Source organism: Flavobacterium sp. SM2513, assembly GCF_050908145.1.
Lineage (GTDB): Bacteria > Bacteroidota > Bacteroidia > Flavobacteriales > Flavobacteriaceae > Flavobacterium.
This window is the reverse complement of record NZ_CP194228.1, coordinates 325,505-344,794: the sequence shown is the minus strand read 5'-3', so window position 1 is coordinate 344,794 and position 19,290 is coordinate 325,505. Positions and strand designations below refer to the sequence as shown.

The 19,290-nt window shown below is 34.3% G+C and carries 18 protein-coding genes; 9 read left to right on the top strand and 9 right to left on the bottom strand.

Annotated elements, in window-relative coordinates:
* The first annotated feature begins 209 nt into the window (after positions 1-209).
* From hpt to ACQ5J2_RS01285, 5 genes are all read left to right on the top strand, one after another.
* Positions 210-740, top strand: coding sequence for a hypoxanthine phosphoribosyltransferase (gene hpt, locus ACQ5J2_RS01305; RefSeq protein WP_432671887.1), 531 nt, complete (start codon positions 210-212; stop codon positions 738-740).
* Between the two features lie 40 nt (positions 741-780).
* Complete coding sequence (locus ACQ5J2_RS01300) at positions 781-1,356, top strand: adenylate kinase (protein ID WP_432671886.1); 576 nt, start codon at positions 781-783, stop codon at positions 1,354-1,356.
* Between the two features lie 103 nt (positions 1,357-1,459).
* A complete protein-coding gene (locus ACQ5J2_RS01295) occupies positions 1,460-2,683 on the top strand; it encodes a hemolysin family protein (RefSeq protein ID WP_432673338.1) in 1,224 nt (407 codons plus the stop codon).
* Between the two features lie 84 nt (positions 2,684-2,767).
* A complete protein-coding gene (gene obgE / locus ACQ5J2_RS01290) occupies positions 2,768-3,775 on the top strand; it encodes a GTPase ObgE (RefSeq protein ID WP_432671885.1) in 1,008 nt (335 codons plus the stop codon).
* A 69-nt stretch (positions 3,776-3,844) separates the two neighbouring features.
* Complete coding sequence (locus tag ACQ5J2_RS01285; RefSeq protein WP_432671884.1) at positions 3,845-4,693, top strand: aldose 1-epimerase family protein; 849 nt, start codon at positions 3,845-3,847, stop codon at positions 4,691-4,693.
* A gap of 240 nt (positions 4,694-4,933) precedes the next feature.
* Here the strand turns inward: ACQ5J2_RS01285 and ACQ5J2_RS01280 are convergent, their stop codons facing one another.
* Entirely contained in the window at positions 4,934-5,170 is a 237-nt protein-coding gene (locus ACQ5J2_RS01280; RefSeq protein WP_432671883.1) for a VF530 family DNA-binding protein, read from the bottom strand.
* A 125-nt stretch (positions 5,171-5,295) separates the two neighbouring features.
* Between ACQ5J2_RS01280 and smpB the strand changes: the two genes are divergently transcribed.
* The gene (smpB, locus tag ACQ5J2_RS01275; RefSeq protein WP_432671882.1) at positions 5,296-5,754 is read left to right on the top strand and encodes an SsrA-binding protein SmpB; all 459 of its coding nucleotides are present in this window, start codon (positions 5,296-5,298) and stop codon (positions 5,752-5,754) included.
* Positions 5,755-6,043: 289 nt separating this feature from the next.
* Here smpB and ACQ5J2_RS01270 read toward each other — a convergent pair whose 3' ends face one another.
* A complete protein-coding gene (locus ACQ5J2_RS01270) occupies positions 6,044-6,463 on the bottom strand; it encodes a DUF4293 domain-containing protein (RefSeq protein ID WP_432671881.1) in 420 nt (139 codons plus the stop codon).
* A 186-nt stretch (positions 6,464-6,649) separates the two neighbouring features.
* Here ACQ5J2_RS01270 and rho point away from each other — a divergent pair, with 186 nt between their 5' ends.
* Complete coding sequence (gene rho, locus ACQ5J2_RS01265; RefSeq protein ID WP_432671880.1) at positions 6,650-8,323, top strand: transcription termination factor Rho; 1,674 nt, start codon at positions 6,650-6,652, stop codon at positions 8,321-8,323.
* Between the two features lie 383 nt (positions 8,324-8,706).
* Here the strand turns inward: rho and ACQ5J2_RS01260 are convergent, their stop codons facing one another.
* The 5 genes from ACQ5J2_RS01260 to ACQ5J2_RS01240 form a co-directional block, all read right to left on the bottom strand.
* Positions 8,707-9,804, bottom strand: coding sequence for an endonuclease (locus ACQ5J2_RS01260; RefSeq protein ID WP_432671879.1), 1,098 nt, complete (start codon positions 9,802-9,804; stop codon positions 8,707-8,709).
* Positions 9,805-9,936: 132 nt separating this feature from the next.
* Positions 9,937-11,070 carry an endonuclease gene (locus ACQ5J2_RS01255; protein ID WP_432671878.1) on the bottom strand — a complete coding sequence of 378 codons (1,134 nt, stop codon included), beginning with the start codon at positions 11,068-11,070 and terminating at the stop codon, positions 9,937-9,939.
* A gap of 105 nt (positions 11,071-11,175) precedes the next feature.
* A complete protein-coding gene (locus ACQ5J2_RS01250; protein WP_432671877.1) occupies positions 11,176-12,390 on the bottom strand; it encodes an RsmB/NOP family class I SAM-dependent RNA methyltransferase in 1,215 nt (404 codons plus the stop codon).
* Positions 12,391-12,446: 56 nt separating this feature from the next.
* Positions 12,447-12,974, bottom strand: coding sequence for a KdsC family phosphatase (locus tag ACQ5J2_RS01245; RefSeq protein ID WP_432671876.1), 528 nt, complete (start codon positions 12,972-12,974; stop codon positions 12,447-12,449).
* Positions 12,958-13,722 carry a Rossmann-like and DUF2520 domain-containing protein gene (locus ACQ5J2_RS01240; RefSeq protein WP_432671875.1) on the bottom strand — a complete coding sequence of 255 codons (765 nt, stop codon included), beginning with the start codon at positions 13,720-13,722 and terminating at the stop codon, positions 12,958-12,960. Before ACQ5J2_RS01240 ends, ACQ5J2_RS01245 begins: the two co-directional genes overlap by 17 nt.
* Before the next feature lie 227 nt (positions 13,723-13,949).
* Between ACQ5J2_RS01240 and ccsA the strand changes: the two genes are divergently transcribed.
* Positions 13,950-17,099 (top strand): cytochrome c biogenesis protein CcsA, encoded by a 3,150-nt coding sequence (gene ccsA / locus ACQ5J2_RS01235; RefSeq protein ID WP_432671874.1) that lies wholly within the window; start codon positions 13,950-13,952, stop codon positions 17,097-17,099.
* Between the two features lie 73 nt (positions 17,100-17,172).
* Here ccsA and ACQ5J2_RS01230 read toward each other — a convergent pair whose 3' ends face one another.
* Positions 17,173-17,958 carry an anti-sigma factor gene (locus tag ACQ5J2_RS01230; RefSeq protein ID WP_432673337.1) on the bottom strand — a complete coding sequence of 262 codons (786 nt, stop codon included), beginning with the start codon at positions 17,956-17,958 and terminating at the stop codon, positions 17,173-17,175.
* Positions 17,958-18,488 (bottom strand): RNA polymerase sigma factor, encoded by a 531-nt coding sequence (locus tag ACQ5J2_RS01225; protein WP_432671873.1) that lies wholly within the window; start codon positions 18,486-18,488, stop codon positions 17,958-17,960. The genes ACQ5J2_RS01230 and ACQ5J2_RS01225 overlap by 1 nt, the downstream gene beginning before the upstream one ends.
* Before the next feature lie 247 nt (positions 18,489-18,735).
* On the opposite strand from ACQ5J2_RS01225, the gene ACQ5J2_RS01220 reads away from it, so the two are divergent.
* Positions 18,736-19,275 carry a glutathione peroxidase gene (locus ACQ5J2_RS01220; RefSeq protein WP_432673336.1) on the top strand — a complete coding sequence of 180 codons (540 nt, stop codon included), beginning with the start codon at positions 18,736-18,738 and terminating at the stop codon, positions 19,273-19,275.
* Positions 19,276-19,290: the final 15 nt, after the last annotated feature.

Sequence of the window (19,290 nt, the reverse complement as noted above, 5' to 3'; positions counted from 1 at the left end):
CAAATTTGAATTTAACATTGATAATTGGTTTTTAAATTTTAAAATACAACTAAATAAAGATGAAATCCTTCCATTTGTTCTATGAATTATGAAGATTGAAAAAGATTAAATTTTGCAATTAAGATAAAAACGTAAAAAAATAAAAATACCTTAGTATGAATAGCTAATACTTTGTAAATTTGTCGTTTATTTTAAAAAGCACACTACTTATGATACAACTTCACGATAAACATTTTGTTCCATTCATTTCTGCTGAAGAAATCGACTTTGCAATCAAAAATATGGCAAAGCAAATGGACGACGATTTTTTTGACGAACAGCCCATTTTTATTGGCGTTTTAAACGGTTCCTTCATGGTTTTGTCTGATTTGATGAAACAATATCGAGGAATGTGCGAAGTTAGTTTTGTTAAAATGGCTTCGTATGAAGGCATGGAAACTACTAATAAAGTCAACGAATTGATTGGTTTGAGCCAAGATTTAACAGGAAGAACAGTTATTGTTGTGGAAGATATTGTAGACACAGGAAACACAATTGAAGTTTTGAAAGAGATTTTAAAATCTAAAAATGTCAAACACTTCAAAATAGCTACCTTGTTTTTTAAACCCGAAGCTTACAAAAAGGACATCAAGTTGGATTATATTGGAATTCGAATTCCAAATAAATTCATTGTTGGTTTTGGATTAGATTACGACGGTTTAGGTCGGAATTTACCTGAAGTTTATCAATTACAAGAATAATTTTTCAAAAAAACAACAACACAATACACTCAACAACACAATGATTAATATCGTTTTATTCGGGAAACCTGGAGCTGGAAAAGGAACACAAGCTGAATTTTTAAAAACAAAATACAATCTGACACATCTTTCGACTGGAGATATCTTCAGGTTCAATATTAAGGGAGATACGGAATTAGGGAAGTTAGCGAAAACGTATATGGATAAGGGCGAGCTGGTTCCGGATGCAGTAACTATTAAAATGTTGGAAAGCGAATGCGATAATAATCCAGATTCAAGTGGTTTTTTATTCGATGGTTTTCCAAGAACAATTTCACAAGCGAAAGCTTTGGATGCGTTCTTAGAATCTAAAGATGATAAAATTATAGCTACAATTGCCTTAGAAGCAGATGATGAAATTTTGGTAAAAAGACTTTTAGAACGCGGAAAAACTTCAGGAAGACCGGACGACCAAGATGAAGAAAAAATCAGGAATCGCTACCAAGAATATAATGAAAAAACAGCACCTTTAATTGATTATTATAAAGGTCAAAATAAATTTTACAGCGTAAATGGAATCGGTTCAATCAACGAAATTACCGAACGTTTAAGTCTTGTGATTGATAGTTTAACTTAGTTGTTTTAGATTTTGGCAGTAATGTCGAAATTCTAAAACCTTAAAATTAGTAATGGAAATACTTATTGTTCTCTTTTTAATTATTCTGAATGGTGTCTTTTCCATGTCAGAAATTTCGCTGATTTCAGCTCGAAAAAACAGGCTCGAAAATGCCGCTAAAAAAGGCAATAATAGTGCAAAAGTAGCATTGGAATTAGCAAATGCTCCAAATAAGTTTTTATCTACAGTTCAAATAGGAATTACCTTAATTGGTATTTTAACAGGTATTTTTAGTGGAGATAAAATAACGGCTGATGCCAAAGTATTGATTGAAGGTTTTGAAATATTAAAACCTTATGCCGATTCGCTTTCTGTTGGTTTAGTGGTTGTAGTTTTAACTTTTTTCTCTTTAGTTTTAGGTGAATTATTGCCAAAACGTATTGGACTAAATCATCCAGAAAAGATTGCAAAAGCAGTTGCCGTTCCAATGAAAGTAATTTCGGTAGTAACTGCACCATTTATTTGGTTGTTAACCATTTCAACTGAATTTCTTTTGAAAGTTTTGATGATAAAACCTTCGGCTGACGGAAAAGTCACCGAGGAAGAAATCAAAGCCATAATTAAAGAAGGAACGGAAGGTGGCGAAGTGCAAGAAATTGAACAAGATATTGTGGAACGGGTTTTTCACATTGGTGATAGAAAAGTTAATTCTTTAATGACACACAGGAAGTCGGTTGTGTTCTTGCCTATTGGTGCCAATAAAACAGAAGTAACAGAGTTGATGCTAAAAGAATTGCATTCGGTTTATCCAGTTTATGGCGAAAATTACGACGACATTGTAGGCTGTGTGAATTTAAAAAATATATTTGCAAATATTAATAAAAACTCCTTCAATTTGCCTGATATTGTTACGGATGCTCCATTTATGATGGAACAAACAACAGCATATAAAGCATTGGAAACCTTCAAAAAGAGTGGAATTCATTATGCTTTTGTCTCTGATGAATACGGTGTTTTCCAGGGAATTATTACATTAAATGACATTTTGGAAGCTTTAGTTGGTAATGCTTCCGACTTTTATAAAGAAGATTTTCAACTTATCGAACGCGAAGATGGAACTTGGTTAGTCGACGGACATTATTCGCTACACGATTTTCTAACTTATTTTGAGTTAGACGAGTTGACAAATGATTACGACGTTACCACTGTTAGTGGATTAATAATGACCGAACTTTCTTACATTCCGAAACAAGGACAAAAATTGATTTGGCAGAATTACGAACTAGAAGTGATTGATATGGATGGTGTGAAAATCGACAAAGTGTTGGTTAAAACATTAAAAGAGTAAAATTTTGTTTACAGTTTAAGGTTTAAAGTTGGTAGGAATTCTATCCACTTTAAACCTTAAACCTTAAACTTTTAAACAAAAAAAATGACAGAAGGAAATTTTGTAGATTACGTAAAAATATATGTGACATCGGGTAAAGGAGGAAAAGGTTCTACCCATTTACACCGTGAAAAATTTATTGAAAAAGGTGGTCCAGATGGTGGTGATGGTGGTCGAGGTGGTCACATTTATTTAGTTGGAAATAAAAGTTTGTGGACTTTATTTCACCTTAAATTTGCCCGACATATAAAAGGAGGTCACGGAGGCGATGGTGGTGGTGATAGAAGTTCAGGTAGTAATGGAGATGATAAGTTTATTGAAGTTCCATTAGGTACTGTGGTTCGCGACAAGGAAACGAACGAAATTATGTTCGAAATTACTGACGATGGTGAGAAAAGAATCATTGCTCAAGGTGGAAAAGGTGGCTTAGGAAACTGGCATTTTAGAAGTTCTACAAATCAAACGCCAAGATATGCCCAACCTGGTTTGCCTGCTGAAGAAAAAGACATCGTTTTAGAACTTAAAGTTTTGGCTGATGTTGGTTTAGTTGGTTTTCCAAATGCAGGAAAATCTACTTTACTTTCTGTGTTGACTTCGGCTAAGCCAAAGATTGCTGATTATCCGTTTACAACCTTAAAACCAAACTTAGGAATTGTAGCATATCGTGATTATCAATCGTTTGTGATTGCTGATATTCCTGGAATTATTGAAGGTGCTGCAGAAGGAAAAGGTCTGGGGCATTACTTTTTACGTCACATCGAAAGAAATTCGACTTTACTATTTTTAGTTCCGGTTGACACGGAAGATATCAAAGCTGAATATGATATTTTAGTGAATGAATTGACTAAGTACAATCCTGAAATGTTGGACAAAGAGCGAATGTTGGTTATCTCAAAATGCGACATGCTTGATGACGAATTGAAGGCGGAATTGAAAGAACAATTGGATAAAGAATTAAAAATTCCTTATATGTTAATCTCATCTGTTGCTCAACAAGGACTTGTGGAGTTAAAAGATAAGTTGTGGGAAATGTTAAATCAAGAACAAGAATAAAACGTTATAAACAGTACAATCAAGTCGGCTTAAGAGCTGGCTTTTTTTGTGAAAAAAAATTAAATAAAAATGAAATTTCAAATCAAAAATCAATTTTTAGAAGCAACTTTCGATAGTCTAGGTGCTGAACTTGTTTCTTTAAAATCAAATGACAAAGAATACATTTGGGAAGGAAATTCAGAATTTTGGGACAAACAATCACCTATTTTATTTCCTACAATTGGTTCTTTGAAAGACGATACTTATTTTTTTGAAGAAAAAGTTTATCATTTGCCAAGACATGGTTTTGCTAGGGAAAAAGAATTTCAGGTCGTAGAAAAAAGCAACGATAGCATTGTACTTTCATTGAAAAATGATTCGGAAACGCTTAAAGTTTATCCTTTTCAGTTTGAATTACAAATTGAATACCGACTTGTAGAAAATAGTTTAGAAGTACATTATAAAGTTCAGAATCATTCAGAAGATAAAATGTATTTTTCAATTGGTGGTCATCCTGGATTTGCACTTTCAGAACATTTTGAAGACTATTCTTTGTTTTTTGAAACCGATGATGTACCAAATTATTCCTTACTAGAAAATCACCTTTTAGCAGATGAAACGAATAACTTGGAAACTAAAGAAAATCATTTGCCATTGAATTATACACTCTTTGAGAACGATGCTTTGGTATTTAAAAACCATAAGGTACAATCGGTAACTATTCAAAAGAAAGGAATTAATTTTGTGAAAGTTAAATTTGAAAACTTTCCTGATTTAGGAATCTGGACAAAAGTAAATGCGCGATTTATTTGTATCGAGCCTTGGTTTGGTCATGCCGATGAGGTGAAAACAAATCAAAAATTAGAAGAAAAAGCAGGAATTCAGACTTTAGAAGAACATGAAATTTTTACATCGGTTTTTACAATTGAAATCTTTTAAGAAACTAAATGTAAAATAATTTTCAATTACAAAGCAACCAATCCATTTTAATTGCATCTATAAATAAAAAGACATAATTCATTTTGGTTCGGATCAAGCCTCCTAATTTTTTATTAGTAAGTAAGCAGAACCAAATGAAACATCAGGTTAGAATACACTAACTAACTTATTTTAGCCTTGAAAAATCCCGAATTTATTCGGGATTTTTTTGTTAAAATCGAAATGATAAGAGATATAATTTTAAACTTTACCAATTAATTTAGGAAGCGTTTTTAAATACAATTCTTCAACTTTTTCGCGAGCCCAAGGTGTTTTTCTTAGAAAAGTTAAACTCGATTTCAGACTTGGGTTATCTGTAAAACATTTGATTTTTATCAATTCACCTAAAGTATCAAAGCCGTAAAACGGAATTAAATCTTCGAGCATTTTTTTTAAAGTAATGCCGTGAAGAGGGTTTTTAGGGTTTGGATTTTGCATATTTTATTATTTCGAGATTTAGATTCAGCAAAAATGCGGAATAATGGTTAATAATGCCTTAAAAATTTCATCAAATTTCAAAACAGATTGACGAATTAAAGGAATGTTAGTACATTTGCAATCCTATGCTAAAAACTATCTCTATATTAAATAAACGCGCTCGTTTTGATTTTGAATTAATCGAAAAGTTCACGGCTGGAATTATGTTAACCGGAACGGAAATCAAATCCATTCGTTTGGGGAAAGCAAATATTACCGAAAGCTTTTGTGAATTCAACGAAAGAAACGAACTTTTTGTAATCAATATGTATATTGAAGAATATGCTTTTGGAAACCAGTTCAACCACAATGCAAGAAGTGAACGAAAGCTTTTACTGAATAAACGGGAATTGAAAAGTTTGGCTAAAAGTGTTCAAGCAAAAGGTTTGACGATTGTTCCTTTGAAACTTTTTACTAACGAAAAAGGAATGGCAAAGCTCGAGATTTCTTTAGCTCGAGGTAAAAAGACGTATGATAAACGCGAATCGTTGAAAGAGCAGGATACGAAACGTGATTTGGATCGGATTAAGAAGATTTATAAGTAAGTTTTAATTAAGACTTCATTTCGGCAGCTTAAAACTTAGAGAAGCTGAAATAAATATAGCTTGACAAAAATCACGAATGTTTCTATCTCCGACGGTTTTTGCGTTAAGGATGGAAGTGGAGCTCTTTATTGCTTTCTTCAAAGTAATAAAAGCGGGAACGGACAGCCTGACCCGGAGTTTTTACGGAGGGGAACGCCCAAATTACCTTCAAGAACTAAAGTAGTAAAACAAAAAAAATCCCAACTTTCGTCAGGATTTTTCTTCGCACTAATAAACTAAGATTATAGTTTTATCTCAATCGATCCACAGATTTTACGAGATCTTCGTCCTTCTTGATGGCTTTATTGGCCAAGACCAAAAAAACGATAGCAACAATAGGAAGAAACATCCCAATACCTTTCTCTGAAACCGAAGTTTCTCCAGATACCGTTAGTAACCGATAAACAAATAATACTAATAAAATTAAATTCAATATGATGTTCAATCTGCCCATGACAAATTGATTTTGTCTCTTTTTAAAAGTCATTATGCTAACAATGGATAAGGTTGTACTTAGCCCAAACAAAGCCACGTAGCTCATTTCTTGCATGAAATAAAAATCTACGGTAGCCGCTCCAATTACTTGTTTCCAAAGTGGAAATACAAAAGGCAAAACTCCAGTAACAACTGCAGCAAGAATGAGGTAAATTGTTTGTATCCGTTGTAGCATTTTCTATAAAATTCTAACGCAAAAATATATTTTCTTTTTCGAAAATACTATTGTAACCTAGAAATTTATTCGTATTATTGCAGTATAAACCTATAAGTACTTCATCTTTTAGGGTTTGCAAGACAAATAAATTTGCACAACAATTCTCATTACAACTCCCGAACTAATTAATTCAAATAAACATCGATGTTTGAACTTTCTGCATTAAAACAGATGAAGCTAGCTGAGCTTCAGGACATAGCCAAGTTGGCACAAATCAAACCAGCAGGTCTTAAAAAAGAACTTCTTGTTCAACAAATTTTAGAAAAACAAAATGCATCGAACGCTACTGATGCTGCTGATGACGTTGAGCCGAAAGTAGATGCTGCTTCAAAAAGAGCACGAATCATTCCTAATAAAAAACAAGAGGAATCTTCAGATTCTAATTTGTTTTCAAAAGAGTCAGAAAAAACGGAAACTTCAGATGAAGTTGACGTAAAAACAGGTCCTGAACGGAAAGTGATTAAGTTCAATAAAGCCAAATACGAAAGTAAAATTAGTGCTAGTGCTGAAAAGCAATCTACTAATGAAGTTGAAAAAGAGGAAGCTGATTCCACTAACAATTCTCAAGATGATACTGCTTCTGAAGAAAACAAACCTAAGAAACCGGTTCATCAGCAGAAAATTAATCCGAATGCTAAAGTAAATCAAAACCCAAACCAAAAGAACAAGAAAAATAATTTTCGCGATTCAGACTTTGAATTTGACGGAATTATTGAAAGTGAAGGTGTCTTGGAAATGATGGCAGACGGTTACGGATTTTTACGATCTTCGGATTACAACTATTTAGCTTCGCCTGATGATATTTATTTATCCAACTCGCAAGTTCGCCTTTTTGGTCTTAAAACCGGAGACACTGTAAAAGGTGTGGTTCGTCCTCCAAAAGAAGGAGAGAAGTTTTTTCCTTTAGTTCGTGTATTGAAAATTAATGGACACGATCCGCAAGTAGTTCGTGATCGGGTTTCTTTTGAACATTTAACTCCGGTTTTCCCAGACGAAAAATTCAGATTAGCGGAGAAAGAAAGCACGATTTCGACTCGAATTATTGATTTGTTTTCACCAATAGGAAAAGGACAACGTGGAATGATCGTTGCACAACCTAAAACAGGTAAAACGATGTTGCTGAAAGATATTGCAAATGCAATTGCAGCAAACCATCCGGAAGTTTATTTAATAGTGCTGCTTATAGACGAACGTCCTGAGGAGGTTACGGATATGCAACGGAACGTTCGTGGGGAAGTGGTTGCTTCAACCTTTGACCGTGAACCACAAGAACACGTGAAAATTGCAAATATCGTTTTAGAAAAAGCCAAACGTTTAGTAGAATGTGGTCATGACGTAGTGATTCTTTTAGATTCGATTACGCGTTTAGCACGAGCTTACAACACCGTTCAACCGGCTTCTGGTAAAGTCTTAAGTGGTGGAGTAGATGCCAATGCTTTGCAAAAACCAAAACGTTTCTTTGGTGCTGCTCGAAATGTTGAAAATGGGGGTTCGTTAAGTATTATTGCAACCGCTTTAACTGAAACAGGTTCTAAAATGGACGAAGTTATCTTTGAAGAATTTAAAGGAACAGGAAATATGGAATTGCAGTTGGATCGTAAAATTGCCAACAAACGTATTTTCCCTGCAATCGACTTAACTTCTTCAAGTACACGTCGTGACGACATGTTATTGGATGAAAAAACATTGCAACGTATGTGGATCATGCGAAAATACCTTTCAGACATGAATCCAGTAGAAGCGATGGACTTTATCAACGATCGCTTTAAGAAAACCAGAAATAATGAGGAGTTCTTGATTTCAATGAATCAAGGTTAAATTTCTCTTTTGTAAATATAAAACTCCAATACTGAATTACAGTATTGGAGTTTTTTTATGTTTTTTATTGAGAATAAATTGTTGCAGGGCCGTCGGCAATGATAATTCTTACGGCTGCAATGTTGCAGATTGCACCTGCAACGTTGTAGTTGGCATCTGCAATGTTTCTGGAGGGGTCAACAACATTATAATTGGCAGCTGCAACGTTGTATTTGGCATCTACAATGTTTCTGGAGGGGTCAACAACATAATAATTGGCACCTGCAACATTATATTTGACCTCGGCAATGTTTTAGGCTGATTTTTTAAAGTATAACTGCAGCATAAAACCTTTAAATTGTACGCTGCTATTTGCAAATTACTTATCAATATTTGCTACATCCCTAATTCATAATCACTTTTTTGACAACCGTCTGTTCGTTTGCAGTTATGCGTAAAATATAAAATCCTTGCGGAATATTTTCCACGGAATAACTGTTGTTGAAATTAGCAGGATTCTTTATTTGCTGCATAATTTGACCATTTATTGTAATTAACTGAATTTCATCTACTGGAATTTCTGTTGAAATGAGTACTCTATGGTCATTTGATGGGTTCGGATAAACGGTAAGATTATCTGCTAAGTTGAATGTTGGTGTTGAAAGATAAACGTTTGGCCAACGGTTTTCGGCAATTGGTCCGCCCCAAATTAATGTTGCCAAATAAGGATTGTCAATAAAGGGATTGCGATTTCCTTGACCGTAATAGTTGGAAGCGTTTCCTAAATAAGTGTTTCGATTGTCTTCATATTGCGAAACAGGATCTTCGGCATTCCATTGCAGTAATAGGTTGATCATGTTTGAATCGGAGGCATTTATAACTCCTGTCGCAACATTTATAGGCAAGCACTGATTTCCGTATCTCAAATACATATACATCATCATTCGTGCGATGTCGCCTTTCCATTCGTCTCCAGGATACCAATTGTTCCCTGAAGCTAGCGAATCACCAAAACCTGAGCCGAACTTTTTATTACCTCTGTCATAATTTCGTTGAACATCGCTAGCTCTCAAATGATGCACGTCAGCATTTGGTTCAGGATAATTTTCCAAGTTAGGAGTGCCCAATGACTTTGCATACGTATGTTCTCTGTTCCATTCGCAAAGAGTGCCAGCGCCATCGTCGTTTTTATTTCTCCTTCTGTGGTCGTTGTCGTCCGCTTGCGAACTGGGACAGATGTTGTCACTAAAACCATAAATCAATAAAAGATTGGTGTTGGTTAAATCTTCTGGGTCCAAATCAGTATAGCGAATTGCGTTTTCAGCTTGACCATACGTCAATATTTTTGTATGGGTAGTTGTGATTTTAACACTCAATGCATTTTTTAACGCAGTTGCAGATTGGTTCCAATTAAAGCCATTGTAATACGCAGCGGGAGCTCCTTGTTGGGCTAACAAAAACAGGGAATTTAATAAGAGAAGTAACGTAATTTTATTTTTCATGTAAAAAATTTAAGGGAAACAAATATAGTAGATTATTTGAGGCCTAAAGTTTATTTAACATTTGTTGATTATTTTATATAAAAAAAAACCAACGCGCGAACGTTGGTTTAAATACTTATATTATTTGCTGATTTAGTTTACAATAATTTTTTTGACTACCGATTGACTATCGTTTGTCACTCTCAAAAAGTAAAATCCAGAAGGAATGTTATCTAAAGTATACGTGCTGTTTTGAGAAGCTGGATTGTATACTTGCTGGATAATTTGCCCATTTACATTGATTAATTGAATTTCGTCAATGGTGTTTTCGTAGTTGATTCTAATTAAATGCTCGTTTGATGGATTTGGATAAACCGTCATTGAAGCTAGAGAATTGAAGTATTCTGTTTTCAAATTATTTACAGTAGTACATTGTGTATCCCAAATTTGACAAACATATCCTGGGTTGTCAATATACGGGTTTCTGTTGCCTTGGTAGGCATAAATTGCATTGTTTTTGGCAATTTCATAAGAGGAAACCGGGTCGTCAAGATGCCACTTAATTAGTACTAAAATAAAATCGTCTGAAAAAACTTTGTTTGTAGATCCGTCAAACATTGCTTTTGCTTGACATGAGGTTGAACTTGCCGCATTGTAAAAACTACCCATCGAAGTTTCGTAACGCGTTGCAAAATAAAAGTAGGCTCTAGCAACGTCACCTTTAAATGCATCAATTGGTTCGAAAACAGTTCCTGTAAAACTAGAGTAAGCACCAGCTGACATGTTTCCGCGTTTAGAACCATTTTGTGAAGTATAAGTAGGAGTTCCTACAATTCCAAAACCGTAATTTCCTCGGTCTCCATTCACTTTTCCATCGGAAGGGAACACATGAAAAGGGTCGTTTTTCATTGGGTTAGTTGCAAATTCATCAAAATAAGATTGAGGAACCAAGTGCTCTCGATTGTAACAAACGCCTTCTGCATTGTAATTACCACACTGTTGATTACTAGAAGTGTAATTATAAGGATCAGCCGCGGTTGGATTCTCTGAATATAAATCCAGTAAAGAACCGTCATTTTCATAAAAGTTGTCTCTAAATGCAGTAGTGCTATAAAGAGACCACAACGAATTATAACCTTGGTCATTATGACCGTTGGAAATAATTGTTTTTAATTGTGTTTTTAATGCATATCCTGTACCCGTTGCATTATTGTAATAGTTTGCTGGAGCTTGTGCAATTGTAGCAAGCGAAAGCATTAAAACTAAAAAAGTGTAATATTTTTTCATTATAATTTCAAATTAAGGATGACAAATGTAAACGATATTTTTGTACCCATGCTTATTTTTGCAACATATTTTAAGTAAGTTGTTAAAATAATTTGCTACTACTAGTTATTGTTTTCGTTCTAATAGAGCCATATAGAAACCATCAAATCCCGATTCGGATGCTAATATTTTCTGGTCCTTTATAAATGTAAATTTCTTTCCATTTTCCGTTTTCAAAAACTTTTCTACTTGCTCCTGATTTTCAGAAGGTAGAACAGAACATGTTGCATAAACCAACTTTCCGCCTGGTTTTACAATTCGTGAGTAACTTTCTAAAACTTCAGCTTGCACTTTTTTAATGTTCTCGATAAATTCAGGTTGCAATTTCCATTTTGCATCTGGATTTCTTTTCAAAACACCTAAACCACTACAAGGTGCGTCAATCAATACTCGGTCTGCTTTTTCTTGTAATTTTTTGATGACTTTCGTCGAATCAATGATTTTATATTCAATGTTGAAAGCGCCATTTCTTTTGGCTCTAATTTTCAATTGCTTCAATTTACTTTCGTACAAATCCATAGCAATCAACTGACCTTTGTTTTCCATTAATGAAGCCATGTGAAGTGCTTTTCCTCCAGCACCAGCACAAGTATCTACCACTCTCATTCCTGGTTTAACATCTAGAAATCGAGCAACAAGTTGAGAATTGGCATCTTGAACTTCAAAGAATCCAGCTTTAAAAGCATCTGTCAAAAATACATTGGCACGTTCTTTCAATACCAAAGCATCCGGTTGGTCTTGTAAAGCTTCGGTGTCAATATCTAAATCCATTAAAATCGCACGAAGTTTTTCTCTAGTCGTTTTCAATGTATTTACTCTCAAAATTACTTTTGCAGGTTGGTTTTGTGCGGCAATTTCTTTGGTCCACTTTTCCTCTCCTAACTCTTTTACGCAAAGTTCGTCCATCCAATCTGGAATAGATTCTCTGTATACTCTATTTTTTGAAAGTTCGTCAAAACGCCCTTTTATTTTTCGTTCTGGAGTTCCTTCTAGTTGACGCCAATCCGGAATTGGATAACCTCTTAAAACCGCCCAAACTGCAAAAAGTCGCCACAAATCTTCACGATCAAATGGCTCTTTTACCTCTGCAATTTCTGAATATAATCGTTTCCAACGCACAATTTCGTAAATCGTTTCGGCAACAAATTTACGATCGTGGCTTCCCCAACGTTTGTCTTTTTTTAAAGCTCTTGCAACAACTTTATCTGCATATTCTCCTTCATTAAAAATTGCATTCAATGAATCAATAGTTGTGTAAACTAAATTTCTGTGTAATCTCATTCTATGTATTTGAGCGGCAAAGGTACTGTTTTTTTTTGCTTGCTGAATTTTATAAATTAATCATGCTTTCCATCAAAATAAATATTCCATTTTCCCTGTACTTTCATGACTTGCTCAATCACTTCTCGAACGGCACCACGTCCGCCATTTATGTGTGAAATATACTTAGAAATGGCTTTGATTTCTGAAACTGCATCTTGTGGACAAGTCGGTAAGCCAACTAGTTTCATCACATGATAATCAGGAATATCATCTCCCATGTACAAAACGTGTTCTGGATTAATGTTGTGTTTTTCAGTATATTCATTAAATGTATTCACTTTGTCAGACGAGCCCAAATGAATTTCTGAAACCCCTAAATTCTTCAATCGGATTCGAACGCCTTCATTGGAGCCGCCCGAAATAATGCAAACATTATAACCGCTTTCAATAGCTGCTTTCATGGCAAATCCATCGCGAATATTCATGATACGAAGCATTTCTCCATTTTGAGATACATGAACGGAACTGTCAGTGAGAACGCCGTCAATGTCGAATACAAAAGTGGTAATGTCGTTTAAAATTTCTTTATAGCTCTTGCTCATTTTTTTGTATGGATTGCGTTAATAATTTGTAAATGTTTTGATGCATTTCATTCGATTCTAAAAATGCGACATGAGTTGCAATAGTTCGCTGGTCGTCTCGTTTTGCAGGACCGGTTTGTGCTTCTTTTGGTGAAAGATTCGTAATTTTTGAAGCTGTTTCGGCAATTAACGATTCTAATATTGAAAAAGGAATTTGATTTTCTTGACAAATTTCACTGCCAATTTGATACATATGGTTTACAAAATTATTTACAAAAACGGCAGCCACATGCAAGGCTTTTCGCTGTTGCGAATTGATAATATACGTCTTTTCAGAAATTGCAACGGCTAAATTTTTTAGAATTTCTAAATCGGCACTGAATTCACTTTCTATACAAATGGGAATAGTTGTAAAATCTACCGTTTTATTTTTTGTAAACGTTTGCAGCGGATAAAAAACACCTCTTCGATTGTGATTGCTAATTTGTTCTAACTCCACACTACCGGAAGTGTGAACTACAAATTGATTTTTTAAAGGTAAACTAGAAGAAACTTCCGCAATTGCATCATCTGAAACCGCTATAATAAAAATATCAGAGGGAAGTAATTGACTCCAGTCTGACGTGACCTTTATGGACGGATGAAGATAAGAAACCTTTTCGGGCTTTCGTACGAATACTTGTTCAATTTGAATTGTAGGATTCTGCATAAAAGCATGAATCAGATGCTGTGCAACATTTCCATAACCAATGATACTGATTTTAATCATGAGACAAAATTATTCAAAAAAAAGGGATTTAAAGAAAATATTATTAATTCGTCAATTTTCGTAAGATAACTAAGAAGGTAAATTAAATCTTTTGCACTGTTGTCGAATCTAATTTGCAGCGATTAAATTTAAGGATTTTTTAAGGTTTAGTGGCTATTTGCGTTATAATTATGCTAACAATTTTGCGTACTTTTGCACGACTTTATAAAAATCTAATTTCCAATCAAATGGATAATAAAATACTATCGGTTCTCGGTTCGATTTTTTTCTCAACACGTTTAATGGCTGTTTTATTTATTTCTTTTGCCGTAGCAATGGCAACTGGGACGTTCATAGAAAGCAAATACAATACAGATACTGCTCGAATAATGATTTATAATGCGTGGTGGTTTGAGGCTATCATGTTTGTTTTTGTTATAAATTTTTTAGGAAATATCAAGCGGTACCAGCTGTGGAAGAAAGAGAAATGGGCTACATTAATTCTCCACTTGTCCTTTATCCTTATTTTAGTTGGTGCTTTTGTAACGAGATATATTAGCCATGAAGGCATGATGCCAATCCGAGAAGGAGAAACCGCTAATGAATTTTTCTCTGACAAAACTTTTCTAACTGTTTTTGTCGATGGAGAATACCAAGGAGGGATGAAGCGGAAGACGCATGAAAACCCACTTTTGATGTCTCCGGCTACAAATAATAGTTTTTCAATTGACAGTAAATTTGACCAAACACCTTACGAGATTGAATACCAAGATTTCATTATGGGTGCTACCGAACAAATTGTAAAAGATGAAAACGGTATTGAATTCTTGAAAATGGTTGAATCAGGAGGCGGAGAACGTCACGATCATTACTTGAAATCTGGAGAAGTTGTCAATTTTCACAACGTTTTGTTTGCCTTTAATAAATTTACGCAAGGTGCTATTAACATCGATACCCAAGTCGATACGTTTACAATTCAAGCGCCTTTTGAAGGAGATTTCATGCGAATGGCCGATCAGCTGAAAGGTAAAGTTACAATGAATGAAGTACAACCTTTAATGATGCGGTCACTTTATAATCTAGGTGGTGCACAATTTGTTTTTCCTGATCCACCCATGAAAGGTCGTGTTGATTTCATTTCAAACACTGATTATAAAGACAAGGTTACAGATGACGCTTTGGTATTAAAAGTTTCTTCTGGAAATGAAGAAAAAACGATAACTCTTATAGGTTCAAAAGGAAAAATGGGAGTGCCTAACACTGTAAAAGTAGGTGATCTAGAATTTACATTTATGTATGGAAGCAAGATTTACAAAACGCCATTTGATGTGAAGTTAAATGATTTTATCGCTGCGAAATATCCTGGTACAGAAAAAAGCTATTCCTCCTTTGAAAGTAAAGTCGAGGTAATTGATGGTTCTGAAAAATTTGACTACCACATTTACATGAATCACGTATTGGATTATCGCGGTTATCGCTTTTTTCAAGCTCAGTTTGATGAAGACGAAAAGGGAACCATTCTTTCTGTAAGTCACGATTTTTGGGGAACTTGGATTACATATATTGGATACTTTTTACTCTATTTTGCTATGATGGCTATTATGTTTACCAAATATTCACGATTTGCAGATTTGAAAAGAAAATTAGAGAAAGTGAAGATGAAAAAAGCAAGATTAACAGCAATTGCTTTGTTTTTAAGTATAAGTGGCTTTGCACAAAATCACCAAAGCGGACCTGTAGATATGAAAGTGGTCGACTCCTTGATTCAAAAATATCAAGTTTCCGAAGAACATGCGGAGCGATTTGGAAAATTGGTAATTCAGGATATTGGCGGAAGAATGAAGCCGGTAAATACGTTTTCATCAGAGTTATTGCGAAAAGTAAGCCATGAAAATTCATTCAAAGGATTAAATCCAGACCAAGTATTTTTATCCATGACACAGTTTCCAAGTGCTTGGTATCAGATGCAGATGGTTTATATAAGTACGGGGAATGATAGTATCAGAAAAATTATTGGTATACCTGCCAATCAAAAATTAGCCTCTTTTATCAATTTCTTTGATGATAAGGGGAATTATAAATTGTCGAAATATTTAGATGCAGCTTACAAAACGGCAAATCCGAATAAATTTGAGAAAGATTTCGTGGAAACGGACAAAAAAGTAAACTTATTAAGTTCCGCTCTGTTTGGGAGCATTTTGAAAATTTTTCCAATTCCTGGCGATGCAAATAACAAGTGGGTTTCTTATCCTGAACTGGGCGAAACCAACATTAAAGGAATGGATTCCACATTTACGAAACAAATTATACCTATATATTTGGCGTCATTAGCAAACGCCTCTGAAACCAAAGAGTATAAAGAAGCTAACTTCTACTTGGATGGAATTCAAAAATATCAGAAAAAATATGGAGCGGCAGTAATTCCAAGTGACGATAGAATTTCATCAGAAATCTTTTACAATAAAATAAATATTTTTAAGAATTTATTCTACCTCTACATGTTTGGCGGAATAATCATGATTTTATTAGTCGTTGGAAAAATTTTCAATGAAAAGAATAAAATTCTTAATTTCTCTGTCAATTTTATGCATATTTTCATTGCATTATTGTTCGTGGCACATACGCTTGGATTAATTGTGCGATGGTACATTTCTGGACATGCTCCATGGAGTAATGCTTATGAATCTATTATATATGTAGCCTGGGCTACCATGTTTTTTGGGCTTGCATTTGATATGAGGTCAAAATTAACAGTGGCTTCTTCTGCATTTGTAACCTCAATGATTTTGATGGCGGCTTATGCCAATTGGGTTGACCCAGAAATTGCAACATTGCAACCGGTTTTAGATTCGTATTGGTTAATGATTCACGTTGCAGTAATTGTGGCAAGTTACGGTCCATTTGCTTTGGGAATGATTTTAGGAACAGTTTCATTACTGCTGATTTTATTCACAACTGAAAAAAACAAAGTAAGAATGGAGTTGAACATTCGGGAAATCACGTACATCAACGAAATGGCGTTAACTATTGGGTTAATTTTATTATCGATTGGTAACTTTTTAGGTGGTCAGTGGGCCAACGAAAGTTGGGGAAGATATTGGGGTTGGGACCCAAAAGAAACTTGGGCATTAATTAGTATTATGGTTTATGCCTTTGTAATTCACATGCGATACGTTCCAGGTTTGAGAGGAAAATGGGTTTTTAGCGTTATGAGTATGGTAGCTTTTATTTCCATATTATTCACCTATTATGGTGTGAATTTTCACTTAGTAGGTTTGCATTCATATGCAACTGGTGAAGCAAAATCGTTGAGTTGGATATGGGAAACTGCAATTGCAATTGCAATTTTAGGAGCTATTAGTTATCCAAAATACAGGAAGTATTACAAGAATAAATAATTTTTTTTCAGATAAAAAAAAGGGATTCAGTTTTTAATTGAATCCCTTTTTTAGTTATTTAAAGTAACGAATTTTACACTTTTCCCAAAGTATACAATTGTTCCAAAGTTGGAGAAATACTTCCGCCAGCCGGTTCTAAAGTAATTCCGAATGCCTCTGCTTCAATTGCATTGTTAACTGCAAAAAGTCGAGAATCGTTTCCTTTAAAGTCGTCTAGTAATCCAATGCTTGTTGGTGTCAATGGATTTAATTTCAATGCCCAAACTTGATAAACAAAGCCTTCTGGAGGTTGTGGCAATCCAGATGCATCTACATAAACTGTTTGTGTCCCTTGATTCCAATACACTTTTGCCTTAGATTCTGGCGAAACCGCTTGTCCTCCAAGTGGCACAACAGTATTGTTTTGGTCTCGAACAACAGCCAACATACTTTCCGTCTGTGTTTGAGTTAATTTTGTTTGAATTAACTCTTTTTGTAACGTGTCATTTTCAGTTTCTACCGTTGCAATTTGGTTTTTCGCAGAGTCTAATTGGGTATATTGCCAACCAATTCCAATCATTAATACCACTGCTGCAGCCCAACCTATAAATAAAGCCACATTGCTTTTAGGTTTCATTTCAACTACTTTACCATGTTTTTCAATTAATTTTTCACGAATTCGGTCGTAATTAGCTGCCGAAAGATACGGAGCCATACTGTACGACAAACTAATCACCGCTTTTTCAATTGAAATAATTTCTTCCTGAACTTCAGGATTTTTCCCAGCCATTTCTGCAACCTCTGCTGTTTCTGATTCGCTTAGCGTCCCAAAAACGTAGAGTTCTAAAATACCGGATTCGATATATGCTCTAACTTCCATCATACTCGTAAAAAGTTTCTTAAATCGTTAATACAGTTCCTGTTTTGTGTTTTAACTGTTCCCAATGGTATTTCTAGCTCGTCCGAAGCTTCTTGTTGTGTATATCCTTTAAAAAATAAAAGATTTATTATTTGAATACACTTAGGTTTTAATTTCTTTACAAATTCTTGAATTCCAATGGAGTCAATCTTATTAGACAATCGGTTACTGTCTTCCAATAGATGTACGAAATTATCAGCAGATAAGTTTTTTCGGCTATTGTTAAATCCTTTAGAACGAAGTTTATCTATCGTCGTATTTCGAGCAATATTGATAATCCATGTAAAAAATCGCCCTTTAGTGTCGTTATACGATTCTATGTTTTTCCATATTTTCACAAAAACTTCTTGTAAAACGTCTTCTGCTTCTTCGCGGTCGTTGATTAAATTATAAATTACACCATAAAGATTCTTAGAATACATATCATACATCAGCGTGAAAGCCTTGTCGTCTTTTTTTAAGATTAAAGGTAATAGTTCTTCTTGTGTCATGATTTTGAGTTTGTTTGTTTCATAAACTTTTTTTTAAAGATAATTTAAAGTTAGATAAATACAAATAAAAAAATGACTAGCTCCCTTTATTTTCAACTTAAACTTAGGGTTTTAACTATTGTTGAAGATAAAATTTAAGTTTTATTTGACACAAACACTAAGCTGTTTGTTTACTTTTATAAAAAAATAAAACTCAATGAAAAATCTATACTTTTTTGCATTTACCGCACTTTCGCTAGTTAGTTGTATGGAAAACAATGCTCAAAATAAAAATCAATCATCAGATAAAACTGAAAAAACAATGGAAAAACAAGACATTTATCAATTTAAAGTAACCGATTTGTTGGGTAAAGAATTTGATTTTGCTTCTTTGAAAGGGAAGAAAATTTTGATTGTCAATACGGCTTCAAAATGCGGATTAACGCCACAATATGAAAACTTACAGACAATTTACGACCAGTATAAAGATAAAAATCTCGTAATTGTAGGATTTCCAGCGAACAATTTTGCATCGCAAGAACCAGGAACTAGCGAGGAAATCGCTACTTTTTGTCAAAAAAATTACGGAGTTACGTTCCCAATGATGGACAAAATTTCTGTAAAAGGTGACGATATGGCGCCACTTTATCAATTTCTTACACAAAAAAGTAAAAACGGTTTGGAAGACTCCGAAGTGCAATGGAATTTCCAGAAATACTTAATCGACGAAAACGGACATTTAGCAAAAGTGGTTAGTCCAAAAACATTACCAACAGATGCTGAAATTGTTGATTGGATAAAAGCGTAACAAGAATATAGAACG